Genomic DNA, 24,878 nt, shown 5'->3' with positions numbered 1-24,878 from the left:
ACGGTCAGATTCGGTTGGGGTCTATCACCCCGAGTCGGACGGCTTTGACCAGTCGCCGGGGAACTCGATGTGTCTGGCCGAAGGCAGTGACGGTGACCAGATCGGGCACGGTCGCCTTCCACTGCGCGCGGCGACTGCGGGTGTTGGACCGGGACATCTTCCGCTTGGGAACAGCCATCAGATCACCGTGCGCTTTCCGTAGCGACGCTCGAACTTCTCGACGCGTCCGGCAGTGTCCATAACTCGTTGTGCGCCGGTCCAGAACGGGTGTGAGTCGCTTGTGACGTCGACGACCAGTAGCGGGTAGGTGTTGCCGTCTGCCCAGTCCATGGTCCGATCGCTGGTCACTGTCGAGCGAGTGAGGAAGCACTTGCCGGTATTAGCGTCCTGGAACACCACCGGATGATAGTCGGGGTGCATCTGCTTTTTCATTCGTTTCCTTCACATGTGAATTCGGTTTCTACATAAGTCGATTCGGATTCGTCGCACGGGTCTTCATGGAATTCACCGAACGGGTCATCCCAGCTCGCCCAGGATTTCTCGTCGGCCAGTTCCTCGTCGGTGACCAGTGCGTACTGCAGGGCTCGGTCAATCTCGAGTGGATTGCCGTCACACACCAGCACGACAATCGAGGTGTCACGGTCACCGAAACGCTCGTCCCATTGAGCGCCGCGAGCGCCTGACGCTCAGGCGGAACCCGCTCGAATTGTTCGGCTGTCATGGCAGCCAGCCAGGTGTCCGCACTCGCGACCCGCAGTCCCCCGCCCGCAGATTCGAGCCACAGCGCTTCGCCAGGTTGCGTCGCCAGCCAGAGACGACCACGCGAGCACACGACGCCGTCGAGTAGGACGTCGATCGCCTCGTGCAGTCGTCCGGGGTGGAACGGCCGATTGGCGGTGAATTCGACGAGCACGACACCACTGCTTTCGTCGAGCGACGGCTGACGACGCAACAACGGGGAGTGAGCGTCGGTGAGTTCTCCACGCCGGGCGTCCGTCGGCACCGCAAGTAGCAGGTCTTCGACGTTCCCTCTGTCATCGCGGACCGGCACCCCGGGCGCGAGCCGCGTCAGAACGGCGTTCAGACGCGACCGGTGCCAACTGTCGAGGTTCTCGGAACCTCTGACTACAAGTGCGTCGGCAAACTCGACTTGCCCGACGACCACCTGCGCAATGGTGCGGTCGCTCTCGCTGTCTATATCGAATGCTTCGTCCCCGGTGGCATCGGCCAGCCATGTTTCGGCGTCGATACAGGTCACTACGGCGTCGACGCGGACATCCCGCAATGCAGGGCCGTCCAGTTGGCCGACAACGCCGACTACGTCGACGTGCTCGATCGCCCAGCACAGCGCTTCGGGTTCGAGCTCAGGGTCGAGCAGGAGAACGATGCGCTGAACCGAACTCCGTGAGTGCAGTCGACGCAGCAGTGGCAGCACGTCGCGGCTCAGGGTGCAGGAGACGCATCCATGAGCGAGTTCGAGGATGGTCTCTCGTTCGGACACCGTGTTGCCGGCGATGGACGTGACGGTCCGACGTACGACTCCTTCGCGGAGGTGGCTCAGATCGTGATGCACCACCACGGTTCCGGTTCGCAGGAGTGAACGCGCCGCACCTGTCGCAGATCCGCTCACGCCGGAAACCAGAACCAGCGGAGTCCTGCCGTCCAGGTTCGTATTCACGGTGCCTCCTCATGGGAATGATTGTCATTAACAACTCGGAACGCTACATTGATCTCATCGCTTTGTCGAAAATGGTTTTCATCTTCAAAATGAAAGGAAGAGACATGTCGGCTCACTGCCAAGTGACCGGACGCGCGCCGGGATTCGGAAAATCCGTCTCGCATTCCCACAAGCGTTCGAACCGCCGTTGGAATCCGAACATCCAGCGCAAGACATACGTCGTGCCCAGCGAGGGGCGCCGAATCACGCTCACCCTCTCAGCCAAGGGCATCAAGACCATCGACCGCGACGGCATCGAATCAGTACTCGCCCGGATCCGCGCTCGCGGCGAGAAGGTGTGACGTGGCCCGAAACGAAATCCGTCCGATCGTGAAACTGAAGTCAACTGCCGGAACCGGATACACGTATGTGACCCGCAAGAACCGTCGCAACGACCCCGACCGCCTGGTCCTGAAGAAGTACGACCCGGGCGTTCGCAGGCACGTCGAATTCCGAGAGGAGAAGTAGGCATGGCGAAGAAGTCGAAGATCGCGAAAAACAACCAACGGCGGGTCATCGTCTCGCGATACGCCGAACAGCGAGCCTTACTGAAGGAGGCGATCCGCTCCCCGAAAAGCTCCCCGGAAGAGCGCACAAAAGCCCAGGCGACCCTGCAACGTCTACCACGCGACGCCAGTCCGGTACGATTACGCAATCGAGACGCTGCGGATGGACGTCCGCGCGGCCACCTGCGGAAGTTCGGGCTCTCCCGGATACGCGTGCGAGAAATGGCGCACCGTGGGGAACTGCCTGGCGTACACAAGTCGAGCTGGTAAGGAAGTCGGATGGCAGTCAAGCGTTCACCGTCGAAGAAGCCACGTCCCGTAGAGGGACGTAAGCCCAAGAAGAACCCGTTGTTCGCAGCGAAGATCACGCATGTCGATTACAAGGACATCAACTTGCTTCGCACGTTCATTTCGGATCGTGGCAAGATCCGTAGCCGTCGTGTCACGGGCCTGACCCCGCAGCAGCAGCGTCAGGTCGCCGTTGCAGTGAAGAACGCACGCGAAATGGCGTTGCTCCCCTTCACCGCCGCACGGTAGTCAGTTTCTGGAAAGGCCGCGCAGTCATCGACTGCGCGGCCTTTTTCTTGCCCGTATTTCCCTAGCAGAGAGGTGCCCGCAGCGTGTCGGGAGTTGTTGCGGGTTTCACCGTCATCTTCGTGGTGATCGCAATCGGATACCTGCTGGGGCGTCTGGGCACTCTGGGCGATCACGGGCAGTTCGTTCTCGGCCGCCTCGTATTCTTTGTGGCGACGCCGGCTTTGCTGTTCACGACACTCGCGTCGTCGGATCTGTCGGTGATCTTCTCCCCAACCCTCGCGGTAGCGTCGGCCACCGCCTTTGCCGTCGGCGCGCTATACGTCCTCGTGGCCAAAATCTGGCTGGATCGACCGCTACCGGAACTGACGATCGGCGCGCTCTCCGCGTCGTACGTGAACTCAGCGAACCTCGGTATTCCCATCGCTGTTTTTGTACTTGGCGACGCCACATTTGTCGCTCCGCTGCTGCTGTTCCAGATCGTCGTCTACTCCCCCATCGCGTTGACGATTCTCGATCTCACCGCCTTGCGTGGCCCCGACGCCGAGAAGCTGTCGCTCATCGACACGGTGACCGCTCCGTTCAAGAACCCGATCGTATTGGCCGGTGCGGCAGGCTTGACGGTTGCACTTGTCGGCTGGGCACCACCGCGGGCGCTGATGCAGCCGTTCGAACTGATCGGGGCCACGTCCGTTCCCGGCGCTCTGCTCGCGTTCGGGCTGTCCTTGTACGGCGTGCGTGTATTGGAAAAGGGCTCGAGCCCCCGACGTGATGTCGCCTTGGCGTCGACGCTCAAAATTGTGGTTCAACCGGTGCTCGCCTATCTGATGGCGCATTTCCTACTCGGTGTCGACGGCCACCAATTGTTCGCGATCGTTGTCGTCTCCACCTTGCCGACGGCTCAGAACGTCTTCATCTACGCGAGTCGCTATCGCCGCGGTATGGTGCTGGCTCGCGACAGCGCTTTTGTCACCACTTTGGCATCAATTCCGGCGATTGCGCTGGTCACAGCGTTGCTCGCTTGACCAGGGTTACGGTGGATGCATGCGCGTAATCGTCCTCGCAGTTTTGGCCACCCTGGCATTGGCAGGGTGCTCTTTCGGCACGCAGTCCACGGGAACACCCGCGGCGCCGAAAGTACTTGCGGCGCAGGGCGCAGTTCCGGCCGACTGGGGACGCGGATCACCCGTTCCCACGCAAGTGAACGATTCCGATATCGGTACGGTCTTCGCCGATCGCGCGGACATCGTCGGGGCGTCGGACACCATGTTCGAGTCCTGGTCAGAGGTGGACGAGACCACCGTTGCCGTCCATTTCGTGACCGGGACACCGGAATGTTACGGCGCGCACGCCAGTGTCGAGGAGACCGATTCCACGGTCACCGTCACGCTTCAAACGGGTGCGCTTCCGGAGGCTGCAAATAGACTGTGCATTCTCGTAGCCGTGTTCGGCTCGTTGGACGTGCATCTGAGTAGTCCACTCGGTGACCGTCAGGTGGTCAGCGGCTGATCGAAGTCCGCTATCGCCGCCCGCGCATGTAATCGCTGACCACTGCCGCGCCCAGACCCTCCACGTCGGGAGCGATGACACGCCCGCCAACCCGATGAGCCATGCGGTCGACCACCCGAGCGAGGCCGGCGTCTTCACCGAGCCGGAAGAACGTCACCTTCGCGCCCAACCTCGCCACAGCGTCGAGAGCACGGACCGTCAATCCAAGGGTTCGGGCGCTCGGCGGATAGTCGAATCGCGCCTCGCCGTCGGGTTCGAGGTGTGCGGTCGGCTCACCATCTGTGACGATCAATACCACCGGTTGGGCGTTGGAATGGCGTCGAAGATGCCTGGCCGCCAACAACAACGCGTGATGCAAGTTGGTCCCTTGATCCCACGCTCCGTCCAACCCGGCAAGCTCCGACGGGTCCAGGACGTGAGCGTGACGTCCGAAGGCGATGAGTTGGAGTTCATCGCTGCGAAACCGTGTGCTGACAAGATGATTGAGCGCGAGCGCCGTGCGCTTCATCGGAACCCAGCGATCCTCCATCACCATGGAAAACGACGTGTCCACCAGCAAGGCCACTGCGGCCTGGCTCCGCTGTTCGGTTTCTGCCACCTCGACGTCGGCAACCGTGAGCCGCACGGGAATTCGGCCCGGATCACGCAACACCGCGTTGGTGATCGTCCGTGTCACATCCCAGGGTTCGGTGTCACCGAACTCCCATTCCCGCGACGCTCCGGTGGGTTCACCCATCGCCCCAGCCCGACGCGTATACCGCTGTCCGGTCCGCGAGGACAACTGACCGGCGACGTCGCGGAGTGCGGTCTGGCCGAGTTGCCGCATCGCCTTCGGTGACAACCGCCATTGGCCGTCGGGTGCTCGATCGAAGAAACCTTGCTCCTGCAAGGCCTTTTCGAGGTCAGCAAGGGTACGTACGTCGGCCGCTGCTTCGTCGCCGAGTTGCCTGGCCAACAATTCCGGATCGATATCGTCGAGACCGGCGCCCGCATACTGTTGCGACAGTTGGTCAGCCAGCGATTCCAACTCGGCAATGTCCGACAGTGCGCCGGTGCCCTCCCCTAAACCCATGCCCTGCTGGCCGCGAAACTGCTGCGAACCTTCCCAGTCTTCGCTGGGCCTCGCTGCCTGCAGGAACTGATCGAGTTGGCTGAGTTCGCTCATTAAACTCGGATCACCGAAAGCCTGCTGCGCCAACGCGTCCAGCTCGTCACGCTGTTCCTGAGAAAGCGAATTTCGCAATCGCTGGGCTGCCGCCGCCCGCTGCGCCAGCGAGTCCAACAGTTCCTCGACATTTCTCGGATTGTCGGGAAAATACTGCCCGTGCTTGTCCATGAACTCCGAGAACTGCCGCGGGGTGTCCTTGCCGCGGGCATGAGCGTCGAGCAATTGATTGAGATCTGTCAGCATCTCTCGGATCTGCTCACGATCTTCATCAGTGGCACCCTCGAGAGCCTGCTTCATGCCTGAGAACCGCTGATCCAGCACTTCACGTCCCAGAAGGTCACGGATCTTGTCGTAGTCGGCATGCGCCTGCTCACTACGCCAGTTGTAATCTGCCAGATCCTGAACCGCGTGCGCCGTCGACGCCGGCAATTCCGCGATCCGCATCTCGTTGAACCGTGCGTCGTCATCGAGCGCGCGGGCCAACTCCTTGCGCTCCTCGAGTACTGCTTTGTCGAGGAGTTTGCGTACCTCGTCGAGAGTTCCGCCGAGATTGTTGCGACGCAACATCTCTCGTCGACGACGATTCACGTCCGCCGTGAGTTCGTCGAGCCCACGCATGTCGCGGTTACCGCGCCGCAGCAACTCGCGCAACGCCTGCCGCGGAGATGTCCCGGCCAGAACGTCGTCGCCGATCGCCGCCAGCGCCTCACGAAGATCCACCGGCGGGGCCAATGGATCGGGACCTCCGTCGTACGGCCGGTAACGCGGGTTATGTGTCATTTCAGGAATACACCGAGCGGCCGCCCGGGCCTTGATCTTTCGAGATCCTTCGGGCCAAATACAGCCCTTCGAGCGCCAACTCCGCGCCCGCAGCACGCTCACCGTCGGATCGTGCTCCCAACCGCTCCGCAATCTCCTCTAGAACATCAAGTTCGGGCAGTTCGTCCAAAAATGCTTTGGCCGTCACGGATTCGCCAGTGACAATGGTGTTGCCCAGCTCCACGGCACTCACCAACGTCGACAAGTCGATTCCGCCCAGACGTACGCGAACGGTATCGGCCGTCGCCCGGCGGAGCAGATGTTCGAGCACCTCCAGTTCGCGACCTTCCTCACCGGATTCGAACTCCACCTTGCCTCGAAGCACCTCCACTACCGAATCCAGATCCACCGGCCTCGCAACAGGATCCGCCTCACCGAGGATTGCCGCGCGGCGCACCGCGGCAGCGCTGACAGTCTCGGCACCGGCCACGGCAAAACGAACCGACACCCCCGATCGTTGATCCACCGAAGTGGATTCGCGCAACAACCGCGTGAATCGAGCCAGAATCTCGAGTAGGTAATCGGGGACTTCTGCCGCCAGATGCGCTTCCTGGTCGATCACGGCAATCTCGTCAAGCAATTCAACGGGGTAGTGCGTGCGAATCTCAGCGCCGAAACGATCCTTGAGCGGCGTGATGATGCGTCCGCGATTGGTGTAGTCCTCGGGGTTCGCACTGGCTACCAACAGCACATCCAACGGGAGTCGCAGCGTGTATCCACGGACTTGGATGTCACGCTCTTCCATCACGTTGAGAAGCGATACCTGAATGCGCTCGGCCAAGTCGGGAAGTTCGTTGATCGCAACAATTCCACGATGCGCGCGCGGCACGAGTCCGAAGTGAATGGTCTCGGGGTCACCCAGACTGCGGCCTTCGGCGACCTTGACCGGATCGACGTCACCGATCAGGTCGGCGACGGACGTATCCGGGGTTGCAAGTTTCTCGGAGTACCGCTCGCTGCGATGGCGCCACAGAACCGGTAGTTCATCACCGAGTTCACGCGCACGCCGGATCGAGGCCGGAGTTATCGGCTCATAGGGATGCTCCCCCAGTTCCGAACCGTCGATGACGGGCGTCCACTCGTCGAGCAACAAGGCAAGTGTGCGCAGTACCCGAGTCTTGCCCTGCCCACGTTCACCGAGCAACACGACGTCGTGGCCGGCAATCAGTGCCCGCTCGAGTTGCGGGGCGACTGTTTCCTCGAACCCGACTATCCCGGGCCAGGGATCACGGCCGTCCCGCAACGCGGCGAGCAGGTTCTCGCGTATTTCTTCTTTGACACTTCGCTGTACGTGTCCGGAGGCCCGTAGCTCCCCGAGGGTCTTGGCGACAGTCACCCCACCAAGCTACGAGCATTTGCCGGTTTCGGCACGCGCTGAGGAGAATCCGCTCTCAACTCTCCACCTGAGACTGGTCCATCCAGATGATTTCCCAGATGTGACCGTCCGGATCCTGGAAGCTCCGCGAATACATGAATCCGTGGTCCTGCGTCGCATTGCCGGCACTGCCGCCGGTTGCCAATGCCTTGTCGACGATGGAATCCACGGCCTCGCGGGTCTCCGCCGAAAGCCCGAGGAGCGCTTCCGTCGACACCGTCGTATCGGCGATTTCCTTGGACGTGAATGTCTTGAAAAACGGCTCGGCCAGCAACATCACGACGATGGTGTCGCTGATGACGATCGACGACGCATTATCGTCGGAGAATTGCGGGTTCTTGGCATAGCCCAGTCCCTCGTAGAACACGGTGGCCTTGCCCAGGTCTTTGACGGGGAGGTTGAGGAAGAACATGGTCGGTGTCGGTGTCGGCATGGAAGTTCCTTTCCAGTGATCTGCTGTGCGCCCTTATTAACCGCGGAGGGTTAATAAAGGCGCACAGTAGACCTAAACTCCACCCATGGATACCTGGGTCTTGCCCGCCATGCTCGGCCTCGGTCTTGCTGCCGCGTCGGGTATGCGAACCTTCCTGCCACTGTTGATGCTGAGTACCGCCGTCCATTTCGAACTGTTCGGCATCACCGTCGGTGAGTCGATGCGGTGGATCGGATCTACCGGCGCCCTGGCTGCTCTGGCGATCGCCGCCGTCGTCGAACTGTGTGCCGATCTGATCCCCTTCGTGGACAATGCGCTCTCCGTCGTCGGCAACGTCACGGGCCCCATCGCCGGAGCTATCGCGGCGTGGGCTGCGTTCAGCCATTTCGATCCGGCAATCGCCGCGATAGCCGGCATCATCGTCGGGGCCCCGACTGCTCTGACGTTCAGCGCCGCGCAAACCGGAACGCGGGCCGTCAGCACCGCGACTACCGGCGGGCTCGCCAACCCGGTCATTTCCGTAGTCGAAGACGTACTGACATTCTTCACGTCGCTGATCGCGATGATCCTTCCGCTCCTGATCCTTCCGCTGCTCGCCGCGCTCTTGTGGTTCAGTTGGCGCGGATGGCGACGCGTCCGCAGTCTGCGTACCGCGTGAGCCCGCGAACCTGGTAGACAGGTCGTCATGTCCGACACCGAGATCACTTTTCAATCAGGGCCAGTCACCCTCTTCGGGAGCCTGCGTCTGGTCGCCGGTCCCGACCGGAGGGCACCGGCGGCACTCATCCTCGCGGGCAGTGGCCCCACCGATCGCAACGGCGACAGCGCGCTTCTCGAAGGCGATATCGGAACGCTTCGATTTATCGCGGATATCCTTGAAAAACAGGGGATTTCAAGTTTGCGCTACGACAAGATCGGCAGCGGCGAAACTGGATTGGGCCCCTACGAAATCGACGAGATCGCCGATCTCGGCTTCAACACCTACGTCGATGCAGCATCCGACGGACTCGACTTTCTGGCGCAGCAGCCAGGCGTCGACGCTGATCGACTCATCATCGTCGGTCACAGCGACGGGGCGATTGTCGCGCTCGCAGTGGCAACTGCAAGTCAGGGTGCCCGGGTGAGTTCGCTCGCACTCGTCGAGCCGTTGAGTATCCGCCTGCTCGATCTGTTGACCAACCAGATCCACGGGCAGCTCGACGCCGTTGTCGGGGCCGGGCAACTGCCTGTCGAATTGGCCGACGAACTCCGCGTAGCGCTCGCCGGAGCCGTGGAATCACTGCGTACCGACGGAACTGTTCCGGATGATCTTCCCGAGCCACTACGGAACGCCGGTCTGGTTTACGCAAACGCGAAGGCCCTGGCGGAAGAGGACGCTCTGGATCCCGTGGCACTCGTGGCTATGCTTTCCGCCGGAATGCCGGTGCTGACCAGTTGCTCGGCGAAGGACATCCAGATTGTTCCGTCAGATGTCGCGGCACTCGACGAAGCGTTGTCCCACACGTCACTGACGTCGGTACGGATGCGGAACGCCAGTTTTGTGCTCAAGGATCTCGGTGACGCGCAGTCGACCGGCGCCGACTACATCGAGCCTCTGCCCTACTCGGACGAGTTCGCGAAACCGTTTGCCGAGTGGGTCCGTTCACTCGCCTGACGAAATACAGACCGAACGTCCTTATTTTAAGATCGAAAGTCCTCCCGCGAATAATCGCGGGGGGACTTTTGTATTTACCCTCTGACCTGTTCGGTAGCGAGACAACCGGGATCCACTGCCGGGACAAAAGTCACGTGACGTTTACGTTCGCGATGCACTTTATTGGTGCGAACCCTCGATCGGTGCTGTACGGTCATCCATTAACCAGCTACGCCGAGCATGAAAGGTACGGAATCCATGTCGCTTCACCCAGACTTTGCATCTGCACCTTCGTGGCGCAGTTGCACAGCGCACGTGCACATTTTCTCGGCCTCCCTATCGGCCCATCGCATCAACAAGCACATGAGCGTCAAGCGCGGTGTCCCCCGAGAATGATCCACAGATTGATCGGATCCGTTTTCGGGCACCCAGGGCATACGCCGCGGGTGCCTTTTCTTTTACCTTTCACATCCAGGAGAGACAGATGAAACTTCGAATCAACCAGTTGTCCACCGCACCCCCGTATGTCGATCTACCGTCCGACCTCACCGGCTACGCCGTCACGCTGGACCTTTCGCACTCCGACGCTGCCCACGAAGCCACCCTCGCCGCATTGATCAGCGAGATCCGCAACCGCGGCGCGTCACGGGTTGTCATCACCGGCACCCCGCGTGAACTTCAAGGAACACACATTCAAGCTGCCTGACCGCCGATTACGAATCACCCAAAACGAAAACGGGCCCCGACAATGAAGTCGAGGCCCGCTTGCACGAGAAAATGATCAGTGCGCGAAGTGGCGCGCACCTGTCAGGTAGAGAGTGACGCCGGCTTCCTTGGCCGCCGCAATCACCTCGTTGTCACGAACCGAACCGCCGGGCTGAACCACAGCCTTGACGCCGGCGTTCAGGAGAACCTGAAGGCCGTCGGGGAACGGGAAGAACGCGTCCGATGCTGCCACCGAACCTACGACGCGGTCACCGGCACGCTGGACAGCGAGATGCGCTGCGTCCACGCGGTTGACCTGGCCCATACCGACGCCCACCGATGCACCGCCGGAAGCCAGCAGGATTGCGTTGGACTTCACGGAGCGGCTTGCACGCCAAGCGAATTCGAGATCCTTGAGCGTTTCGGCATCTACAGCCTCACCGTTGGCGAGGGTCCAGTTGGCCGGGTTGTCGCCATCCGCGTCGAGAACATCGCGCTGCTGCAGCAACGTGCCACCCGAAATGGGGCGCAGTTCGATGCCGGTTGCTGTCGGCGCAGCAGCCTTCAGAACACGAATGTTCTTCTTGCGCTGCAGAACCTCAACTGCTCCGTCGGCGTAGGACGGGGCGATGACGACCTCGGTGAAGATGTCGGCGATCTGCTCGGCCAGTTCGACTGTGACCTCACGGTTGGCGGCGATGACGCCACCGAATGCGCTGACGGGGTCACAGGCGTGAGCCTTGCGATGAGCGTCGGCGATGTCGGTGCCCACAGCGATGCCACACGGGTTGGCGTGCTTGATGATTGCGACTGCCGGATCAGCGAAGTCGTACGCTGCACGCCATGCGGCATCGGAGTCCGTGTAATTGTTGTACGACATTTCCTTGCCGTGCAACTGCTCCGCCTGAGCCAAACCTGCAGGCGCAGCGGGGTTTTCGTACAGTGCAGCATCCTGGTGCGGGTTCTCGCCGTAACGCAGAACAGCGCTGCGGTTCCAGGTAGCGCCAACCCAGGCGGGGAACTGCGAACCGTCGTCGTCTGCAGCGATGGTGCTGGTCATCCAGCTCGCAACAGCCACGTCGTAGGACGCTGTGTGCTGAAACGCCTGCGCCGCAAGGACAGTGCGCTCACGCAACGTGAATCCGCCGCCGGCGACGGCAGCCAACACGTCGGTGTAGCGAGCGGGATCGACGACAACTGCCACCGACGGGTGATTCTTGGCGGCAGCGCGAACCATCGACGGACCGCCGATGTCGATCTGCTCGACGCACTCGTCCGGCGTGGCACCCGAGGCAACCGTCGCGGTGAACGGGTACAGGTTGACGACGACGAGTTCGAACGTAGCGATGCCGAGTTCCTCGAGCTGAGCGAGGTGATCCGGCTTGCGCGTGTCGGCCAGAACGCCGGCGTGAACGCGCGGATGCAGCGTCTTCACTCGACCTTCGAGGCACTCGGGGAATCCGGTCAGAGCCTCGACCGGCGTCACGGGGATACCGGCGTCGGCGATCTTCGACGCGGTCGAGCCGGTCGACACCAACTCGACACCGGCCTCGTGCAGGCCTGTGGCCAGCTCGATCAGACCACTCTTGTCGTAGACGCTGACAAGTGCACGGCGCACAGCCTTGCGTTCACTCACTGGGGATCACGGCCTTTCGTCCATCGGAAACTACTCCGTGTGTAGCGACAGCGGCGATAACGTCCGCCAACAACCGACGCTCTACAACTTTGATGCGCTCGTGCAACGTCGACTCGGTGTCGCCCGGCAGCACTGCCACAGGTTCTTGGGCCAGAATCGGCCCGGTGTCCACTCCACCGTCGACCAGGTGCACGGTCGATCCCGTGACCTTCACGCCGTACGCCATCGCGTCGGGAACCGCGTGCGCGCCGGGGAAGGCAGGCAGCAACGCGGGGTGAGTGTTGATGATTCGTCCGCCGAACTCCGCGAGGAAGCTGGGACCAAGGATCTTCATGAATCCGGCACTGACCACAAGATCCGGGCGATGCGCGGCAACGGCCGCGGTCAAAGCCTTGTCCCAGTCTGCGCGATCATCGTAATTCTTGATCGACACTTTGAATGCCGGAATCCCGGCAGCCTCGCCGTGTTCGGTGGCTGCGCAGTCCCGATCGACACCGACGGCAACGATCTGCGCGGGGTATCCGTCGGACCTCGAGGCGTCGATCAGCGACTTCAGGAGGGTACCGGCGCCGGACGCAAGAACTACGACGCGTGTAGGCGTCGTCGGCTGCAGGTTGTCGGCCGAGGCAGTCAGCGCTCTACTCCTGAGAACTAGAAGATGATGCGGCCGGAGAATCGACCACACGACAGCCTAGTCGCTTGTGTCTTTCGGAGGTGAGGGCAGGTCGGTCCCGCGCTCCTCGTCGCTCGGATTCTCGCCGGGTTCCTCGTCGTCGGAATCCTCGGCAGCTGCGGCCTCGGGTTCCTCGAGCGGCTCCGGCTCCGTGACTGGTTCGTGTTCTTCAACAGCCTCTTCGTCCACGATCGACTCTTCAGCTACGCCGTCATCCTCGGACTCGACATCGTCCGGAACCTCGGCGGTTTCCTCAACTGACTGGACACCCAGATCAGGCACATCCAGATCAGAATCGTCCAAATCCAAATCCAAATCCGAATCGTCGAACCCGACGTCGTCCGCAGTACGGTGCGCCGTCCACGTCACTACCAGCGCAGACACCACTCCGAACAGCGACAACCATCCGAAGGTCAATAGTCCGAATGCCCACCACGTCACCTCGACAGCGCCGAAACGCCCCAAGTCGCCCCCACTGGCCAGAGCAAAAAGTGCCATGGTGATTCCGGTTGCGAAGGCAGCGGTCAGTGCTGCCAGCACAGCATCCTGACCGTCGGCACCTTGAATCTCGACGCGCTTCGCACAGTCACGACCCGACAAAATTCCGACCACGGCCGGAATGATCAACAGCACCGCCCAGAGCCCGCCGCCCACGCTTTCGGGAATTGCTCCGAGGAGCGGCAACGGCGGCAAGTCTCCGCCCACATTGCCGAACAGACTGATCGATACGTCACCGATATTTGCGGTAGCGCCGGTCAGTACTGCGGCGGCACCGATAACGAGGTTCGGCAGGTACAGCAACGACAGCACGGTCAAGCCGAGCACGCCGACAAATCCACCACCGCGTGAAAGGAGATCGCCGACGGTAGTCCACGAGATGAGCAGTGCCATGAGGACTGCAATCGATCCCACTGCCAGCAGCGTCGCAATTGCGCCGGCCGCCGGTCGAACCGCGGCCGACGCCCAGTGCGGAATGTTCAGCTCGAAGGTCTGCCATTGCGCTATCGCGACACCGAACACCGCTGCAACAAGATGAATTCCGGCGACCCAACCGAAGGCGCTCAGCGTGTTGGGACTCGACAACGGGATTGCCGCGGAAGCGTCGGCGACGACGGCCAGACTTATAGCGGTGACGGTCAGTGGGCCGGCGACTGCCGCACCCAACAAACGTAAAGTCGCGTCCCGCGAATCCGTGAGCTGCGACGCCAACGCACATCTGCGCGCCACCACCCACATCATGACGGCGGTGGGCAGCAGTGGCAGTACGCCCAGCTGGACTCCGTCGATTGTTGCGGGCACTTGGTGGATCGCCAGCCAGGTCGTTGCGATGGCACCGAAAGTTCCCGTCAGGTCACTGCTCGCGGATACGAGCGTGACAACCACGACCGCGGAAATCAGCAGGATCGTCATCCCCGAGGGGCGGAAGGCCACCGTCAGGAGGGTTCGTGCCTGGTCCGAGTCCGGCGCCGGTGCGCGGAGTGACGTGCGGCCCCTGGCGGGTTCGGGTCGTGTGCGATCAATCAAAAAACTCATCCCCTCGAGGGTTTCACTCGAACTGTCGACGCGCAGTCAGGCGCGCCGCCCGGCCAGAAGAATGTGGCCTCCGACCGCGCTGGTCGGAGGCCACATTCTTGAAGACCGTTACTACTTCTGATCGTCTGGGTTGCGAGAATCGAACGCTCGAGTCTCGGCAGCAGCATCGGTGTCCTGACCGGCTTCGGGCGCTGCTGGAGGCTCAAACCCTGTGGGCTGATACTGGCCCGGCTGGTACTGACCGGGCTGGTACTGGGGTGCTGCCGGGTACTGAGGCGCAGCCGGCGGAGTGAACCCGCCGTAAGGCTGAGCAGAAGGCTGCTGACCGGGCGTTTGCTGGGGAGCGGGTTGCTGGGCAGCAGTGCCACTTCCTTCTGCGGGTGCAGAACCGTACCCGGCCGCATACCCCTGGGGCGAACCTTGCTGGGGCGCCTGACCGTACGGCTGCCCGTACGCCTGGCTCTGCGACGACTGGCCCTGCGACTGCGGGTACGTCGGCTGCTGAGGCTGCCCGTACTGCCCCTGCTGATAGCCCTGCTGGGCCTGCGGGTAACCCTGTCCGAACTGCTGCGGCGCGGCAGTTCGAGGCGCGGGCGCCTTCAGGATTCCGATGTCGAACAGCAGTGCCGCAATGGCCGCGACTGTCTGGACGAAGCTGAGAATGAGGACGACGATCAAACCCCACCCGAGGCTGACGGTGATGTAGTCGGTCGAACCGAGCGTGAACGCCGTGAAGACGAGGGCCACAAAACCGGTCAGTGACAGCGTGGCAACAACTCCGGCATGCGTTTGCCGGGGTAGCAGCGATACTGCGGCCAGGACGCCACCCGCGAAAAGGAATCCGAGACCGTAGACGCCGGCTTCGAAGAAACTGGACGTGGTGCTCGAGTCGTCGCTGATACCGGGACTCGAGATAGCGGTGAACGGCGTGAACCCGAGCAGAAAGTTGACGATACCGAGAGCGGCTACCGCCACTGTGAGAATGAATCCGATATTCGGTGCCCCACTGCTTCCCGGCTGCGAAGATCCAGCGGGGGGCTGCGGAGGCCCATATCCGGACCCTCCGAAATTTGACTCTGGCGGTGTGAATGTCATGACTTCTCCTCGCAGACTGGCTTCGGTATACCCCAGCCTATGTGTGCCGCCTTCGCACGGTAACACCGACAGGAGACAATAAGAGGATGCCCGTCACTCTCACCCCCGGCGTGGATCACACCGTCGTAACCGAGGTGAAGCACTCGAAGTTCATCGCATCACTACGCAGAATCGACGATGTCGATGCAGCCCAACAGTTTCTCGGGATACAGAAATCTCTGTATCCCGATGCGCGCCACCATTGCTCCGCTTATGTGCTGGGCAACGACGCGAGTTCGCGGATAGAACGCGCCAACGACGACGGCGAGCCCGGTGGCACGGCCGGCGTTCCGATGCTGCAGGTACTCAAAGCCCGCGATCTCGTCGATGTAATTGTGGTTGTCACAAGATATTTCGGCGGAATCAAGCTGGGTGCGGGTGGATTGGTTCGTGCATATTCGGGAGCGGTGTCCGTGGCGGTGGACTCTGCGCGGTTGGTCGGTCGCGAACGAAGGATGTTGTTCACCTTGGCTATTCGGCACGGCGAGGCTGGTCGCGTCGAGGCTGAATTGCGGGCCCGCGGTGTTGTCGTGCGGGGAACCGACTACGGCTCGAAAGCTGTTCTGACCCTTGCCTCGGATGATCCGACGCAACTGGAGTCCGCAGTTGCCTCGGTCACCTCGGGTTCCGGCCAACTCGAACCCGCCGGAGATATGTGGGTGGACGTCTGACACCCACGCCGGAAAAGAGCCAGCCTTACGGACCGAATCCTGGAGGCGGTGCGTTGTAGTTCACGACGGGCACCGGCGGCGTAAGGGCTGCGGAACCGAGGACCAGTACAGCGACGGCACAGGCAGCTTGGATGAATCCGAAGACGATGACGAAGATGAGCCCGACGCCCACTTCGAGGCCCTCGGACAATCCGATCAAGGTGAAGAGAAGTGTGACAAATCCCGTGATCGAGGCGGCAGCCACGACAATGTTGTTCGGTACCTGATTCGGGAGCAGACCGAGACCGGCAATCACCCCGGCCAACAGCAGTAGCGCGATGCCGACTATCCCGGCACCGAGCGAAGCATTATCGAAGAAATTCATGCTGTCGGAGCCGAAGATGCCGGATGACGTTACCTTGGGATCATTCTTGGCGAACGGGGCGAAACCCAGCAGGAAGTTGACGACGCCGAGACCTGCGACACCGATTGTCAGCATTGATCCGAGGCCGCGACTACGCACCGGTCGCTGTTGGAACTGTTGGAACGGATGCTGCTGTGGTTGCTGATATTGCTGCGACTGCTGATACTGCTGCGGCTGCTGATACTGCTGCTGGGGCTGGTACGGATTGGGTTGGGGCGCACCGTAGCCCCCGGAATCAGGCGTGAACGTCATCTTTTCGTTTCTCCCTTGCCGACTCGAATGCAGAACAAACGAGCAACGCCCGCAACCAGGAAAAATACCTGGTTGCGGGCGCTGTGGCCTTTTCAACACGCGGAACCGAAAGCTCCGCGAACAGAACCTAGAGGCTCTGAAGGATCTCGCGTGCGAGTGCAGCGGTGGCGGACGGAGTCTTGCCGACCTTCACGCCTGCAGCTTCGAGAGCTTCCTGCTTGGCCTGAGCCGTTCCCGAAGAACCGGAGACGATGGCGCCGGCGTGGCCCATGGTCTTGCCTTCGGGTGCGGTGAAACCTGCCACGTAGCCGACGACCGGCTTGGTGACGTGAGCCTTGATGTAATCGGCTGCACGCTCTTCGGCGTCGCCACCGATTTCACCGATCATGACGATGACCTTGGTGTCAGGATCGTTCTCGAACGCCTCGATGGCGTCGATGTGCGTCGTACCGATGACCGGGTCGCCGCCGATGCCGATGGCCGTGGAGAAGCCGAAGTCACGGAGCTCGTACATCATCTGGTAGGTCAGGGTGCCCGACTTGGAGACGAGGCCGATGGGGCCGGTGCCTGCAATGTTGGCAGGCGTGATGCCGACGAGTGCCTGGCCGGGGGTGATGATTCCGGGGCAGTTCGGTCCGATGATGCGGGTCTTCTTGCCCTTGGACTCGTTGTACGCCCAAGCGTAAGCGGAGTCCTGGACCGGGATGCCTTCGGTGATGACCACGAGGAGCGGGATCTCCGCGTCGATAGCCTCGACGATGGCGTCCTTCGAGAAGGCCGGGGGAACGAACGCGATGGAGACGTCTGCGCCGGTCTCCTTCATTGCCTCTTCGACCGTCGCGAAGACGGGGAGCTCGACAGCGGAACCGTCAGCTGCAACGTGCTTGACCGTGGTGCCGGCCTTGCGTGCGTTGACGCCGCCGACGACCTGGGTGCCGGCCTTCAGCATCAGAGCGGTGTGCTTGGTGCCTTCGCCGCCGGTGATGCCCTGGACGATGACCTTTGAATCCTTGGTGAGGAAGATTGCCATTGTTCTGTGAGTCCCTTACTTCGCTGCGTTAGCGAGCTCGGCGGCCTTGTCGGCGGCCTCGTCCATGGTTGCGACGACCGTCACCAGCGGGTGGTTGGCCTCGGCGAGGATGCGGCGACCCTCTTCGACGTTGTTTCCGTCCAGGCGCACGACGAGCGGCTTGTTGGCCTCGTCGCCCAGGGTCTTCAGTGCGCCGACGATGCCGTTGGCAACTGCGTCACACGCGGTGATTCCACCGAAGACGTTGACGAACACGCTCTTGACCTGCGCGTCGTTCAGGATGACATCCAGGCCGGCAGCCATGACTGCAGCGGAAGCTCCGCCGCCGATGTCGAGGAAGTTGGCGGGCTTGACGCCACCGTGGTTCTCGCCGGCGTAAGCGACGACGTCCAGGGTGGACATGACCAGGCCTGCGCCGTTGCCGATGATTCCGACCTCACCGTCGAGCTTGACGTAGTTGAGGTCGTTTTCCTTTGCCTTGAGCTCGAGGGGATCGGTTGCGTCGCGATCCTCGAAAGCCTCGTGGCCGGGCTGACGGAATGCAGCGTTCTCGTCGAGCGTGACCTTGCCGTCGAGGGCGAGGATCTCGTCGGAAGGCGTACGAACGAGGGGGTTGACCTCAACGAGGATTGCATCTTCGTTGATGAAAACTTCCCACAGCTTCTGGATGGTGACGGCTGCTGCGTCGAGCACCTCTGCGGGCAACTTGCCTGCCTCGGCGATGCTGCGCGCGAATGCCAGGTCGACACCCTTGACTGCGTCGACGGGGATCTTGGCGAGAGCGTCGGGGTTCTCCTCGGCGGTGACCTCGATCTCGACGCCACCCTCTACCGAGCACATGGCCAGGTAGGTGCGGTTCGTGCGGTCCAGCAGGAAGGAGATGTAGTACTCCTCGGCAATGTCACTTGCCTCTGCGACCAGCAGCTTCTTGACAACATGGCCCTTGATGTCCAGGCCCAGGATTGCCTCGGCGTTTGCCACTGCGGCATCCACGTCGGGCGAGTACTTGACGCCGCCGGCCTTGCCGCGGCCGCCGACCTTGACCTGTGCCTTGACCATCACGGGCTTGCCAATTTCTTCGGCAATCTCGCGTGCGCCTTCGACCGTGTCTGTAACACGTCCAGCCGAAGTCGGCACTCCGTGCTTGGCGAAGAGTTCCTTCGCCTGGTATTCGAAGAGATCCATCTGCTCACCGTCTCGTCTGCGTTGACACCCGCTCGAGGGGTAGGAGCGGGTCTGTTCTGGACTTTAACCAGTTGCTGCGTTGGGTTTGCGCCCGCATACATGCTATGTGGCCCATGTCACGCATATGTGCCCGGTGAGTCACGCCTCACGGGTTACCGCAGGCGGTTCACACCGATTTTGTCAAGTGCCAGTCTCACTGTTTGCCGGCTTGCGCCGAACTCTGCGTGGCCCGGACAAGAAGCACAGCAACGATTAGCAAGAGTAGGCCCGTCCCTGCTGTGATCGCACCCACCCCCACCGTTGCGTCCGGAATGCGCGAAGACGTCAACGGTCCGGAGACTACGTAGACCAGCACTGCGGTGGCGGACCCGATCAGGAGCGCCTTGGCCCGAGCCGGTCGCGCACGCGGTGCGATCAGTACGGCAACAAGCACCGCCACGCCCACGAGCAGTTGCCCCCACGTGTTGATTCCCCACGGCCAGTCTCCGACGGAGGCAGCCGAGTATCTTTCACCGCGATACAGCGGCAGTGCCGTACCGGCTAGTGAAAGAACTCCGCCGACGCCACCGACGACGAGCACTGCGCGATTCACGGCATAGTCGACGGAGGTGTCGACGTCTTCACGTTCGGCCGTGCCGGCGATCCACAACGCGATGCCGGCGGCAGCAGCGACAACGGATGCCGCTCCCAGCACGAACACCCCGATACCGAGCCGGATGCCGGGAACGTCGGTCGCGATGACGACTGGTTGCAGAACTGCCGCCGCACCCATGACGACGGTGGTCCACAGCGCTCCCAGGACCGGCCGGATCATATTGGCCCGGCCCGGCAGGAAAAGCCCGAGCGAGACGACCAGAAGGACGCCGGCAGCGAGAAGCACTATGCGGGTGGCGAGTATCGACGGTTCGGGAACCCCCTCGGGAAGCGACAACACCGGCAGCAAGGCTCCCGCTGCCGCGAGAGCTGCAGCGATCACGCCGAGGGCGCCGGCCAGGCGATGCAGTTTTCCAACGCGAGCCTGCTGTGCGCGAGCCTGTGCGACCATCGCGGCCTTGCGGGCACTCTTGGTGTCTGTCCCTCGTTGCGCCGACGTCGGTTCGGCCTCAGTCGCAGCGCGGGACTCGCGCCGCGCCGCTAGGGCCGGCACTGCCACGCCAATACCGACGATGACAACAGCCGCGAGCGATCCGACGATCGAACCCACACCGACGCCGATCCGATCGCCCCCGGCCAATCCTGCAACGACGCGAGTGCCGCTCACACCCAGAGCGCCGATGCCGGCCCCCACAAGAGCTCCTGCCCCGACCCCCGACGAGATCGACGTCAGAGCCGCCGCGGTGACAATCAGCAAGGCGACGGCGACCACGCCGGTACCGAGCGCGCCCGCCGCGGGACTGTCCACGAACGGACGAACCAGAAAGATCGGGTCCTGCGAGTCGAAGGCAGGCCCGAACAGAGCCACCACGTAGGCGATAGCGGCAAAGATCGCAGCTGCCGTCGGCCAGGTTCCGATACGCGCGCCGACCGATCTGCCGTCGTATTCGGCGGCTAGTGCACTGCCGTAACCGTCACGTTCGGATTCACGGTGCACGACCACAAGCCCGAGTCCACCGGCGACCACCAACAACCCATGGCCGATGAGCGCGACGTAGGCTCCCACCCCGGCGTTGATCAATCCGGCAGAAATCGGACGGAAAAGTTCCAAGCGGTTCGCATCGATTGCGTCGACGAACAACTGAACGTCCAGGATCGCCACGCCGAGTGACATCGCACCGACGCCGGCCAGAAGTGCTCCGGCGAGGGATGGACTACGACGACACGCCCCGCTCGCAACAGCCGGAACCGCAAGAGCACACAGAGCGGCGAATATCGAAGCCGAGACGATCGACCCTGAAGCCCCTGGCCCGCTACCGACACCGATCAGCGGCGCCCCGGCAACGGCGACGCCGCCGAGGACTGCCACGAGTAGCGCCAGCGCAACAATCGGCGGGACCCGAGGAGGCAGGCGGACATCGTCCGCCGGTTGCACCGGCGGGTTTCGGGGTGTTGACGACACCCGCTCGACGGTAGTGCGTGCGAAGGCCGGTAATCAGGTTGTGACACGCTCGATTACCAAACGAGATAATTGGTCTGATTTGTCCGGAGGTACGTTTCACCTGTTCAGGGTGTGAGCCACATCACAAACCGAGACTCGTTTGCTCTATGGGTTGCACGTGTCGCAACCATTTCGTTACCGTTGCTCCAGCTAAGTCACAGACTGATTACGAATCCCGAGGAGCGAACAGGCACATGCGACACGGCCAGTTCACCACCAGCAGGTTCACGGAATCAGAACAAGACCAGGTCACGCCCTCTTATCCAACGCACTCGGCCCGGCGTTACACCGAGACCAAAAGTTCTGAGATTTCTTCCATTATGTTCACTCGCACCTCCTCCCCCACGTCGTTAGATTCCGACTCGGCAGATGCCTACCCGGCAGACTTCGAGAGCGTCGAGTCCGATGTGACCAGCGTCCCCGCTTCCACCCCGGCAGCATCTGTCGATGTCACCTCCCCGGTTCGCCGCACCGGCGCCCATCGCATCCCCACCCCGCCGTCCGCACTGAAGGGCCGCGCCGCAGTTCTCGCTGTAGCCGCCGGCGCAGTGGTCGCAGCGGGTCAGGCAGTTGTCAACAACGGCTCAGCCAACGCTGTCGATCATTCGGACGTCGCACTCGCCAACGAGTCCTCCGCGATCGCAACCACCGCACTGCCGCAGGCCGCCCAGTTCGCGCCCACCGCCGCAGCGTCCCTCACAACGGCCGCCGATGCGCCGCAGGTACTCAACGTCGCAGCACCCACCGACCTGTCGCAGTTCAGCAATCTCCTTGCCAAGGGCCAGCGTTTCAGCGAAGAGCGCGCAGCCCGCGAGTCCGCTGCCCGTCGCCCGCTGTTCGTTCTTCCCGCCGCCGGAACCTTCACATCCAACTTCGGTAGCCGCTGGGGCACCCTGCATGCCGGTGTTGATATCGCAGGACCCATCGGAACTCCCATTCTCGCTGTCGCCGACGGCACCGTCATCGACTCCGGCCCGGCTTCCGGCTTCGGAATGTGGGTTCGTCTGCAGCATGCCGACGGCACCATCACCGTGTACGGCCACATCGACACATCGACGGTCACCGTCGGCCAGCAGGTCATGGCTGGCGATCAGATCGCAACCATGGGCAACCGCGGCTTCTCCACCGGACCGCACCTGCACTTCGAGGTTCACCTCGCAGGCGAGAACAAGATCGATCCGCTCCCCTGGCTCGCCTCACGCGGCATCAGCCTGGGTATCGAGCAGGACTAGCTCACTCCAGCTCCTCAAACTTTCGGCCCGCACCTTCTCGAGGTGCGGGCCGAAAGTTTTTCTCAGGCTTCCCGGCCCGCGTTTCTACAGCTTGACCATAGGTACGCCACCGATGAGCATCAGACGCACTTTTCCGGCGCTACCGAAGTCGATGGTCACCGTCGCGGTCGGTCCGGTTCCCTTCGTTTCGAGAACCCTCCCCAGTCCGTACTTGTCATGGTTGACGCGATCGCCCACGGCAAGAACCAGGTTGTTGTTGCGGCCACGCGCGGCACCGAAAGTGGGTGCGGGAGCGTCGTTTCGGGAAGTACTTCCGTACCCACCAGCCTTGTTACCGTATCCCCCGCCGCCGCTTCCGTAACCAGGTCGACCACTCCCGAATCCCCCGCTCATACCCATACCCGGGTCTTCGCGACGCCAGTTGATGAGGTCTTCGGGAATTTCGCTGATAAACCGTGAAGCCGGGTTCTGGATCGGCTGTCCCCAAGCGGAGCGCATGATGGCCCGTGTGAGGTACAACCGCTGCCGGGCGCGGGTGATGCCGACGTATGCGAGGCGTCGTTCCTCCGAGAGTTCCGCCGGATCACCGAGGGCACGCATGTGCGGGAATTGGCCGTCCTCCCAACCGGTTACGAAGACGACCGGAAACTCGAGCCCCTTCGCAGTGTGCAGCGTCATCATCGTGACGACACCATCTTCGGAGTCGGGCAGTTGATCGGCATCGGCCACCAACGACACTCGTTCGAGGAACGCGGCCAGCGAACCCGGATCCGGTTCCCCTTCACGCATTGCCGCCGTTTCCTCGTCGTCCGGGTCGACCAGACCGGCAGCGTTGGCTGCATCGGCACTGAATTCCCTTGCCACACTGACGAGTTCGTCGATATTATCGAGCCTGGTGCCGTCCTGGGGGTCACTACTGGCAGCAAGTTCAGCGCGGTATCCGCTCCGCTCGAGAACTGCCTCGGCGATCTCGCCGATGTCACCGAGCTCGGAAGTTGCTGCGCCGTCGGCAGATTCGACCGGAAGCATGGCGCGCAGGCCGTCCATCATGTCGACGAATGCAACGATTGCCTTCTGCGACCGCGTATTGAGTAGTGCGACTTTACCTTCTGCAGCATCGCGAAGCGCTGCCGCAAAGCTGATGTTGCGATGCTCGGAGTGCACGGCAACGCAAGCTTCGGCGCGGTCCCCGATTCCACGGCGCGGGGTGTTGAGGATACGACGCAAGCTCACGGTGTCGTCTTCATTGGCAAGCACCCGAAGGTAGGCGACAATGTCGCGAACTTCCTTGCGCTCGTAGAACCGAACGCCGCCGACGATCTTGTACGGCACGCCCAGGCGAATGAAAATTTCTTCGAGCGCACGAGAAGAGTTGTTGGTGCGGTAGAAGACTGCGACATCAGAGAACTTTGCATCGCCGTTGTCGACCAGACGATCGATCTCGGACGCGACAAACGATGCTTCGTCGTGCTCGTTGTCCGCAACGTATCCGACGATCAGCTCGCCTTCACCGGAATCGGTCCACAGCCGCTTCTCGCGTCGGCCCGTGTTTTTCGAGATGACGGCGTTGGCGGCCGACAGAATGTTCTGCGTCGAGCGGTAATTCTGCTCGAGCAGAATGGTGCGTGCGTCCGGGTAGTCGTGCTCGAACTGCTCGATGTTGCGGATGGTTGCGCCGCGGAAGGCGTAGATCGACTGATCGGCGTCACCGACCACACACAGTTCGGCCGGCGCAACAGCATGATCGGATTCGCCTGCGCCACCGACCAGTTCACGAACCAGCATGTACTGGGCGTGGTTGGTGTCCTGGTATTCGTCGACGAGTACGTGGCGGAAGCGGCGGCGGTAGTACTCGGTGATCTGAGGGAAGTTCTGCAGCAGATCAACGGTCTCGCCGATGAGGTCGTCGAAGTCGAGTGCATTGGCGGAGCGCAGGCGCTGCTGATAATGCCCGTAGACCTTTGCAACCAGGCGAGGCAATTCCGCTGGATCCTGATTGGCGGCCGCGACAGCTTCCTCGGGATCGATCAGCTCGTTCTTGAGGTTGGAGATGTGCGTCGCAAGCAACCTGGCGGTGAACCGTTTGGTGTCGAGCTCGAGATCCTTGGAGATCATCGTGAGCAGTCGACGCGAATCGTCGGCGTCGTAGATAGAGAAGTTGGAGTTGAGGCCAGGAATCAACGCTGCCTGAGCTCGCAGAATTCGCACACAACTCGAGTGGAACGTGGACACCCACATGCTGTTGGCCCGCGGCCCGACCAACCCGGCCACGCGCTCACGCATCTCGGCCGCAGCCTTGTTGGTGAAGGTGATGGCAAGAATCTGTCCGGGTGTGACACCCCGTTCGGCCAACAGGTAGGCGATCCGACGCGTCAGTACCGCGGTCTTGCCCGAGCCTGCGCCCGCGACGATCAGCAGCGGCGAACCGGCATGCACGACGGCTTCGCGTTGCTGCGGATTGAGTCCGTCGAGGAGCGCCTCGGTGGCCGAGCTGCCGTCAGCCTGTTGCTGGGAATCGCCCTGCCGAGGCGGATGACCCTGCTGGTGAGGGTCCTGTTCGGAGTAGTCACCGTGCTCGAAAAGGCCACCTTGCTCACCGAGAGCTGGATACGTGTTCATCGCCTGTCCACGCTAC

Annotated in this window: 25 protein-coding genes and 1 pseudogene; 11 read left to right on the top strand and 15 right to left on the bottom strand. The window is 62.2% G+C overall.

Annotated features, from left to right (window positions below):
- Window positions 1-4: 4 nt before the first annotated feature.
- From rpmF to mrf, 3 genes and pseudogenes are all read right to left on the bottom strand, one after another.
- Window positions 5-178, bottom strand: coding sequence for a 50S ribosomal protein L32 (rpmF, locus tag MTX36_RS18235; protein WP_243621100.1), 174 nt, complete (start codon window positions 176-178; stop codon window positions 5-7).
- The gene (locus tag MTX36_RS18230; RefSeq protein WP_243621099.1) at window positions 178-432 is read right to left on the bottom strand and encodes a type B 50S ribosomal protein L31; all 255 of its coding nucleotides are present in this window, start codon (window positions 430-432) and stop codon (window positions 178-180) included. Before MTX36_RS18230 ends, rpmF begins: the two co-directional genes overlap by 1 nt.
- Window positions 429-1,678: pseudogene (mrf, locus tag MTX36_RS18225) on the bottom strand (ribosome hibernation factor-recruiting GTPase MRF). Before mrf ends, MTX36_RS18230 begins: the two are co-directional and overlap by 4 nt.
- A gap of 104 nt (window positions 1,679-1,782) precedes the next feature.
- On the opposite strand from mrf, the gene rpmB reads away from it, so the two are divergent.
- The 6 genes from rpmB to MTX36_RS18195 all read left to right on the top strand — a co-directional run bounded on the left by rpmB (window position 1,783) and on the right by MTX36_RS18195 (window position 4,266).
- A complete protein-coding gene (gene rpmB / locus MTX36_RS18220; RefSeq protein ID WP_243621098.1) occupies window positions 1,783-2,019 on the top strand; it encodes a 50S ribosomal protein L28 in 237 nt (78 codons plus the stop codon).
- A 1-nt stretch (window position 2,020) separates the two neighbouring features.
- Window positions 2,021-2,185 (top strand): 50S ribosomal protein L33, encoded by a 165-nt coding sequence (rpmG, locus tag MTX36_RS18215; protein WP_243621097.1) that lies wholly within the window; start codon window positions 2,021-2,023, stop codon window positions 2,183-2,185.
- Between the two features lie 2 nt (window positions 2,186-2,187).
- Window positions 2,188-2,493, top strand: coding sequence for a 30S ribosomal protein S14 (gene rpsN, locus MTX36_RS18210; protein ID WP_243621096.1), 306 nt, complete (start codon window positions 2,188-2,190; stop codon window positions 2,491-2,493).
- A gap of 9 nt (window positions 2,494-2,502) precedes the next feature.
- Complete coding sequence (gene rpsR / locus MTX36_RS18205) at window positions 2,503-2,760, top strand: 30S ribosomal protein S18 (protein WP_003946414.1); 258 nt, start codon at window positions 2,503-2,505, stop codon at window positions 2,758-2,760.
- A gap of 83 nt (window positions 2,761-2,843) precedes the next feature.
- Complete coding sequence (locus tag MTX36_RS18200; protein ID WP_243621095.1) at window positions 2,844-3,782, top strand: AEC family transporter; 939 nt, start codon at window positions 2,844-2,846, stop codon at window positions 3,780-3,782.
- A 19-nt stretch (window positions 3,783-3,801) separates the two neighbouring features.
- Entirely contained in the window at window positions 3,802-4,266 is a 465-nt protein-coding gene (locus MTX36_RS18195; RefSeq protein WP_243621094.1) for a hypothetical protein, read from the top strand.
- A gap of 10 nt (window positions 4,267-4,276) precedes the next feature.
- Here the strand turns inward: MTX36_RS18195 and MTX36_RS18190 are convergent, their stop codons facing one another.
- The 3 genes from MTX36_RS18190 to MTX36_RS18180 are packed head-to-tail and all read right to left on the bottom strand — an operon-like array spanning window position 4,277 to window position 8,061.
- Complete coding sequence (locus tag MTX36_RS18190; RefSeq protein WP_243621093.1) at window positions 4,277-6,214, bottom strand: VWA domain-containing protein; 1,938 nt, start codon at window positions 6,212-6,214, stop codon at window positions 4,277-4,279.
- Between the two features lies 1 nt (window position 6,215).
- Window positions 6,216-7,589: an ATP-binding protein gene (locus MTX36_RS18185; RefSeq protein WP_243621092.1), complete on the bottom strand. Its 1,374-nt coding sequence runs from the start codon at window positions 7,587-7,589 to the stop codon at window positions 6,216-6,218.
- A 55-nt stretch (window positions 7,590-7,644) separates the two neighbouring features.
- On the bottom strand, window positions 7,645-8,061 hold the full coding sequence (locus MTX36_RS18180) for a VOC family protein (RefSeq protein WP_243621091.1): 417 nt from the start codon (window positions 8,059-8,061) through the stop codon (window positions 7,645-7,647).
- 85 nt (window positions 8,062-8,146) lie between these two features.
- Between MTX36_RS18180 and MTX36_RS18175 the strand changes: the two genes are divergently transcribed.
- The 3 genes from MTX36_RS18175 to MTX36_RS18165 all read left to right on the top strand — a co-directional run bounded on the left by MTX36_RS18175 (window position 8,147) and on the right by MTX36_RS18165 (window position 10,400).
- Entirely contained in the window at window positions 8,147-8,719 is a 573-nt protein-coding gene (locus MTX36_RS18175) for a DUF4126 domain-containing protein (protein ID WP_243621090.1), read from the top strand.
- 27 nt (window positions 8,720-8,746) lie between these two features.
- A complete protein-coding gene (locus MTX36_RS18170; protein ID WP_243621089.1) occupies window positions 8,747-9,715 on the top strand; it encodes an alpha/beta hydrolase in 969 nt (322 codons plus the stop codon).
- A gap of 463 nt (window positions 9,716-10,178) precedes the next feature.
- Window positions 10,179-10,400: a hypothetical protein gene (locus MTX36_RS18165; protein ID WP_243621088.1), complete on the top strand. Its 222-nt coding sequence runs from the start codon at window positions 10,179-10,181 to the stop codon at window positions 10,398-10,400.
- Window positions 10,401-10,475: 75 nt separating this feature from the next.
- Here the strand turns inward: MTX36_RS18165 and purH are convergent, their stop codons facing one another.
- From purH to MTX36_RS18145, 4 genes are all read right to left on the bottom strand, one after another.
- The gene (purH, locus tag MTX36_RS18160; protein ID WP_243621087.1) at window positions 10,476-12,035 is read right to left on the bottom strand and encodes a bifunctional phosphoribosylaminoimidazolecarboxamide formyltransferase/IMP cyclohydrolase; all 1,560 of its coding nucleotides are present in this window, start codon (window positions 12,033-12,035) and stop codon (window positions 10,476-10,478) included.
- A complete protein-coding gene (gene purN, locus MTX36_RS18155) occupies window positions 12,028-12,720 on the bottom strand; it encodes a phosphoribosylglycinamide formyltransferase (RefSeq protein WP_243621086.1) in 693 nt (230 codons plus the stop codon). The genes purH and purN overlap by 8 nt, the downstream gene beginning before the upstream one ends.
- A gap of 6 nt (window positions 12,721-12,726) precedes the next feature.
- Window positions 12,727-14,241: a DUF6350 family protein gene (locus MTX36_RS18150; protein WP_243621085.1), complete on the bottom strand. Its 1,515-nt coding sequence runs from the start codon at window positions 14,239-14,241 to the stop codon at window positions 12,727-12,729.
- A gap of 111 nt (window positions 14,242-14,352) precedes the next feature.
- The gene (locus MTX36_RS18145; protein WP_243621084.1) at window positions 14,353-15,336 is read right to left on the bottom strand and encodes a DUF5336 domain-containing protein; all 984 of its coding nucleotides are present in this window, start codon (window positions 15,334-15,336) and stop codon (window positions 14,353-14,355) included.
- Between the two features lie 86 nt (window positions 15,337-15,422).
- Here MTX36_RS18145 and MTX36_RS18140 point away from each other — a divergent pair, with 86 nt between their 5' ends.
- Window positions 15,423-16,046, top strand: a complete 624-nt coding sequence (locus tag MTX36_RS18140) for a YigZ family protein (RefSeq protein WP_243621083.1) — start codon at window positions 15,423-15,425, stop codon at window positions 16,044-16,046.
- 25 nt (window positions 16,047-16,071) lie between these two features.
- On the opposite strand, the gene MTX36_RS18135 is transcribed toward MTX36_RS18140, so the two are convergent.
- The 4 genes from MTX36_RS18135 to MTX36_RS29915 form a co-directional block, all read right to left on the bottom strand.
- Entirely contained in the window at window positions 16,072-16,701 is a 630-nt protein-coding gene (locus MTX36_RS18135) for a DUF5336 domain-containing protein (protein WP_243621082.1), read from the bottom strand.
- A 127-nt stretch (window positions 16,702-16,828) separates the two neighbouring features.
- Window positions 16,829-17,731: a succinate--CoA ligase subunit alpha gene (sucD, locus tag MTX36_RS18130; protein ID WP_094274441.1), complete on the bottom strand. Its 903-nt coding sequence runs from the start codon at window positions 17,729-17,731 to the stop codon at window positions 16,829-16,831.
- A gap of 15 nt (window positions 17,732-17,746) precedes the next feature.
- Complete coding sequence (gene sucC / locus MTX36_RS18125; RefSeq protein ID WP_094274442.1) at window positions 17,747-18,916, bottom strand: ADP-forming succinate--CoA ligase subunit beta; 1,170 nt, start codon at window positions 18,914-18,916, stop codon at window positions 17,747-17,749.
- A 193-nt stretch (window positions 18,917-19,109) separates the two neighbouring features.
- Window positions 19,110-20,972: a hypothetical protein gene (locus tag MTX36_RS29915; protein ID WP_308198234.1), complete on the bottom strand. Its 1,863-nt coding sequence runs from the start codon at window positions 20,970-20,972 to the stop codon at window positions 19,110-19,112.
- Between the two features lie 359 nt (window positions 20,973-21,331).
- On the opposite strand from MTX36_RS29915, the gene MTX36_RS18110 reads away from it, so the two are divergent.
- The gene (locus tag MTX36_RS18110) at window positions 21,332-22,243 is read left to right on the top strand and encodes a M23 family metallopeptidase (protein WP_374230498.1); all 912 of its coding nucleotides are present in this window, start codon (window positions 21,332-21,334) and stop codon (window positions 22,241-22,243) included.
- Between the two features lie 84 nt (window positions 22,244-22,327).
- On the opposite strand, the gene pcrA is transcribed toward MTX36_RS18110, so the two are convergent.
- Complete coding sequence (pcrA, locus tag MTX36_RS18105) at window positions 22,328-24,862, bottom strand: DNA helicase PcrA (RefSeq protein ID WP_243621079.1); 2,535 nt, start codon at window positions 24,860-24,862, stop codon at window positions 22,328-22,330.
- Between the last annotated feature and the right edge of the window lie 16 nt (window positions 24,863-24,878).

The sequence above is a fragment of the Rhodococcus sp. ARC_M6 genome (assembly GCF_022810305.1).
Classification (GTDB): Bacteria; Actinomycetota; Actinomycetes; order Mycobacteriales; family Mycobacteriaceae; genus Rhodococcus_F.
The sequence above is the reverse complement of the archived record's forward strand: the minus strand, read 5'-3'. Positions and strand labels throughout refer to the sequence as shown.